The organism is Coprococcus intestinihominis, from assembly GCF_040096555.1.
Taxonomy (GTDB): domain Bacteria; phylum Bacillota; class Clostridia; order Lachnospirales; family Lachnospiraceae; genus Coprococcus_A; species Coprococcus_A intestinihominis.
Genome location: NZ_JBBMEK010000280.1, coordinates 1 through 4,117 on the forward strand (window position 1 = coordinate 1; position 4,117 = coordinate 4,117).

General features: G+C 44.3%; 10 protein-coding genes. All 10 read right to left on the reverse strand.

Features of this window, described 5'->3' with window-relative positions; all coding sequences use genetic code 11:
• Nucleotides 1-66: 66 nt before the first annotated feature.
• Nucleotides 67-342, reverse strand: a complete 276-nt coding sequence (locus tag WMO25_RS15560; protein ID WP_270222902.1) for a glutathione peroxidase — start codon at nt 340-342, stop codon at nt 67-69.
• A 2-nt stretch (nt 343-344) separates the two neighbouring features.
• Nucleotides 345-548: a hypothetical protein gene (locus tag WMO25_RS15565; protein WP_195659619.1), complete on the reverse strand. Its 204-nt coding sequence runs from the start codon at nt 546-548 to the stop codon at nt 345-347.
• On the reverse strand, nt 545-1,468 hold the full coding sequence (locus tag WMO25_RS15570; RefSeq protein WP_195659620.1) for a DUF8626 domain-containing protein: 924 nt from the start codon (nt 1,466-1,468) through the stop codon (nt 545-547). Before WMO25_RS15570 ends, WMO25_RS15565 begins: the two co-directional genes overlap by 4 nt.
• A gap of 3 nt (nt 1,469-1,471) precedes the next feature.
• Nucleotides 1,472-1,999, reverse strand: coding sequence for a hypothetical protein (locus WMO25_RS15575; protein WP_349086088.1), 528 nt, complete (start codon nt 1,997-1,999; stop codon nt 1,472-1,474).
• A gap of 2 nt (nt 2,000-2,001) precedes the next feature.
• On the reverse strand, nt 2,002-2,172 hold the full coding sequence (locus WMO25_RS15580) for a hypothetical protein (RefSeq protein ID WP_178633844.1): 171 nt from the start codon (nt 2,170-2,172) through the stop codon (nt 2,002-2,004).
• Entirely contained in the window at nt 2,172-2,591 is a 420-nt protein-coding gene (locus tag WMO25_RS15585) for a hypothetical protein (protein ID WP_349086090.1), read from the reverse strand. Before WMO25_RS15585 ends, WMO25_RS15580 begins: the two co-directional genes overlap by 1 nt.
• Entirely contained in the window at nt 2,578-2,850 is a 273-nt protein-coding gene (locus tag WMO25_RS15590) for a hypothetical protein (protein ID WP_117636117.1), read from the reverse strand. The genes WMO25_RS15585 and WMO25_RS15590 overlap by 14 nt, the downstream gene beginning before the upstream one ends.
• 12 nt (nt 2,851-2,862) lie before the next feature.
• Complete coding sequence (locus WMO25_RS15595; RefSeq protein ID WP_349086092.1) at nt 2,863-3,165, reverse strand: hypothetical protein; 303 nt, start codon at nt 3,163-3,165, stop codon at nt 2,863-2,865.
• 157 nt (nt 3,166-3,322) lie between these two features.
• Nucleotides 3,323-3,712 carry a helix-turn-helix domain-containing protein gene (locus tag WMO25_RS15600; RefSeq protein WP_330416436.1) on the reverse strand — a complete coding sequence of 130 codons (390 nt, stop codon included), beginning with the start codon at nt 3,710-3,712 and terminating at the stop codon, nt 3,323-3,325.
• Nucleotides 3,697-3,918, reverse strand: a complete 222-nt coding sequence (locus tag WMO25_RS15605) for a hypothetical protein (protein ID WP_349086093.1) — start codon at nt 3,916-3,918, stop codon at nt 3,697-3,699. Before WMO25_RS15605 ends, WMO25_RS15600 begins: the two co-directional genes overlap by 16 nt.
• Nucleotides 3,919-4,117 lie beyond the last annotated feature (199 nt).

Sequence of the window (4,117 nt, forward strand, 5' to 3'; positions counted from 1 at the left end):
GATCCGCCGTGTGCCCTCAAATACTCGTATCTTTCTAGGTTGTCCCGGATCTCTTTTCCTAACTGTTTACTCCGTTTCTTCTGATCCGGCGTTTTCATCGAATTTTTCATTGATTGCCTCCATGATCTTACCGATCCGAACCTCTCCGATCCCTTTTACGGATTTGATTACCGCTTCAATGTCCTTCACGTCCAGGGCATTTACAGAAGCCTTTCCGTCCTCCCATCCACTTTTATAAATATCGGTGCAAAAGTTCTCAAACTGCTGATGATCGTACTTTTTTACAGCCTTGTAAACTGCTCTGTTTACCAGGTATCTCTTATTCTGAATTTTCTTTGCCATAATCACACTGCCTCCACATATGTAACTGTATTTGTCTTGAATCCGTTCTCTTTGCAAAAGTCCCGGAAGAGATCCGACAACTCTTTGAGCGTTTTCACGCTCTCGAACTGTGTTTCATCCTCCATTCCATCGCTATTGATGAAGCCTATGTTGTACTTCTGGTTGTATCTGGAATAGCTTCCCTTTGCCGCTCCTCTTACCGTCATGACGCCTGCACCTCAGCTCCAAGTTCTTCGATAACTCTTCTCAGGGCATACTTCCCATTGGATGTGAGCTGTCTCTGCCATGCTCCCTGAGATGGAGCCCATCGGAAACCGTTTGCTTTCAGAGTGCTTCTGATTGCCTCATCTGGCTTTCCATCGAACACGATCTGTATTCGCATCAGTTCTGTATTCTCAATTACCTTGAAATCGCCATAATCCGCCTCCGAGGTGCCTTTCTCTTTTGTCTTTTTCAGTTCATCAACTCTCTGCTGGCATCTCTTGATATTTGCCAGATTGTTTTGCAAAGCCCAGCTCGGATATGGAGATCTGTCATACCCGAACTGATCCATGGATCCTTGGAGCTTCTGGAGCTGTTTTTCTGTCAGGAGATCACATCCCTCCAGCGTATGGTGCTTGCGGTAATACTTGTTGATCTCCTTCATGTTTTCCTGAACTTCCCTCAAACTGTCAATTTTCTCCTCCAGGGCTTCAATAGCGTTTTCGTCATCACTCTTGATAACCTCTTTTGAGTACAGAAGGTTATTCAGCTTTCCTCGGATCGACTGGCAGTAATTGTAGAACTCATGGTTTTTATCCCAGGCTTTGACCTGTTTCTCTTTCTTCTTTACCGGAAAGTTTCCGGCTCCGGAGATCATAACAGACGGACACATGCAGCCGATTCTTGCCTCCTCGTTGAAATATTTTCCCAGGTTCTTTGCATATCTGGTTGCCAGTCTCCAGGCTCTTTCCCGGTATTCTTCTCCTCTTCTGGCAACTACTTCTTCCGCCAGATCATATACTTCGTTGACGTCCTCCTGGTATTCTTTGGTTCTGGATCCCAGCTGATACTCATTAAAAGACATCATATTCTGTGCTGTTCTGGCAGCCTCTTCATTGATTACTACAAATTCTCTTTCGCTCATGACTTACTCCTCCTCAATCTCTTCTATTACTTCGCATCTTATTTCCGGTTTTGATTCATGGTTCAATCTGGAAAGGCTCCACCCCTCAGATACATTACTCATGGAAATGTAGCCATTCGGTGTGATGTAGATATGCGCTCCGTCTGTCTGGATCTCTCTTTCATCCCCGAACTTTTTCAAGATATCCGCTACGATCGCAAGATGCGGAAAGCACTCAGCGTACATCTGTTTAAAATCCTCTTTTTCTGCCTCCAGGCGTTCCATTTTTGACATTGTAATTTCCTGCATTTCTGCTTCCTCCTTATATTCCAGTGACACATGCCACCAATTATCTGTTAATTTGATATCTCTGATAATGGACTTCCGGATCTGTTCCATTGTTTTCATGCTTACAATCTCCCTGGAAGTAAATTCCAGTTTTTCACTCAAGTCTCCGGTCATCATTTCGTAATGGATCTCTCGCTCGTCATCCGGATCGGACTTACAGAAGTCCAGGAACTTCCTGCCGATCCATTTCTTTAAATCATCCACGCTTATTCCTCCTCATAATCTTCATACTCGATCCCGGCGATCTCGCAGATGCTTTCATAGTCGGAACCATTTTCGTACATGTTCCGGATCGTTTGCCCGTGGATCGTGCCATCCCACATCCGGATCATATTTTCGATTGCCTCATTCAGTCTCTGATTGCTTCTGTCTGCCATTATTTCTCTACCTCCTCAATAATCTCTGATGCTAGCTCTTCGCCGTATTTTGTTGCCAGGAACATTCTTGCATATCCCCATTCTTCCGGACTGTTGGACTTGTCAAACATTTCTACTGCATCTCTCCGGCACTGTTCTGCTGTCAGATCTCCACTGGCTACCGTCTCAATTCTCCTCCGGATCTCCTCCATGCGTCTCATTGCTTGCCGTCTTTCTTTGTCCAGATCCATCATAATGTTTGCAGCCTCCAGCATGCTCTTAATCAGTGGCATGCCTCCGGTTTCGTATAAAGTAGCGATCTGATCTTTTCCACCGACTTCGTTAATTGCCGGGTGCCAGGTGTATACTGTTTCAATGATCTCGTAATTCTGATCGGAGATCTCGCCTCCAACTCTTTCCTCAAATTCATGCTTCATCATAACTTTTGTCCTCCTCAACTTTCTTGTAATCTTCCAGTATTCCCATAAGCGTTGCTTTCCCGATCCGGAACTTCTGTTTATGTCCACATCTGGTCCCCATATAATTGACAACTGTTCTTTCCGGAAGCTCATGCTTTATGTACTGGATCATGTAGTAATGACCGTCTCCATGGTGAACCACATCTATAAATTTGTGCTCATTCCGGATATTCCGGAAGGTTGCTCTTTCTGTTCTGTTTGCTCTGGATCTCTTAATCATATCCGCTTCCTCCTATTCCTCAACCTTTTTGATATAGATGTATCTCTCGCCGTTTTCACCCTCGTAGATGCCGTTGTACATGTTCCAGACTTTATCAGCTCCAACCTCTGTGTAGTGCTGTCCCCCAAACATTACGTTGTCGTTCTCGTCAACGATGATGTAATTCTCTTTGCTGGCTGCCTCTTTTCTCAGTCTGTCGATCGTCAGGATCAGGCTCTGTTTTGAGGTTCCATATAACTTCTTTCTGTCGGCTCCCAGTTCTGCAGCCAGGTCTCTAAGTTCATTTGTGTTCATTTTTGATAAGCTCTTTTTCATATCTTTCTATCTCCATTTCCGTTCGTGTCGTTCATTTGTTTTCTGTTGATGCTTGAAGTATAACTCACTGTAGTGCGTTATGTCAAGGCGTGTTCTGCATTTTTTTGTAAAAAAATTAGAGGCATGCGTTTATGCCTCTAAAACAGTGCGTTTTTCTTTATTTTCTCACATATTGAAATTCATATCCCATAGCCTCCAGGATCGCTTTCAGTTTTCCGAATCCAGGTGCTTCCCGTTCAAAAACAGCGTACAGTGAGTTTTTATCAATATCCAACTCACCTCCATCTTTTTTCCTGATGTCTATATCACGATCTAGTGCGTTGAATATTCTTCTCACGGTGTTAAAGTTTGGATTTGCCCTAGTCAGGACATCAAACACCGATTGTCTCGTTAATCCTGTTCTTCGTCCTAACTCCATCTGAGTAACGCCCTCTTCTTTCATTGTCTGCTTAATATATTCAATCACTTCCATGGCTTTCCCTCCGTTTGCTATAGCATACTCCAGGAAGGATCGGCTTGTCAAGGCGTATATTACATTTCGGAGCAAATATCCAATCGTGCGTCATAATCGCATCTGGATCCGGACTTGTCGCACATCTGGCACAGCATTACTCTAGCTCCGCAGCGAGGGCAATAGGAAACCAAGCCCCACTCTGGATCCCAGGAAAACATGTTGTGTGTCTCACAGTACGGGCAAAACCCAGTTGTCAGAGAATCTTTGATGTCCTCCAACTCCTGGGCTGTCCTTCTCATGTTATTTTTTAGGTTCCGGTTCTCTGTCTCTCGCCTCCTGATGCGTTCATTCTGCCTTTTTAGCTTTTCCGATCGCTTTCGCAATCTTTTCTTCAAGATTATGTTTTCCACTTTTTTAATCATGCCTCAGAGCCTCCCTCCTGGTCGTCCTCGAATACATACTTCGCACCCGGAAGTGTAAATGCTCTCGGAGAAAACT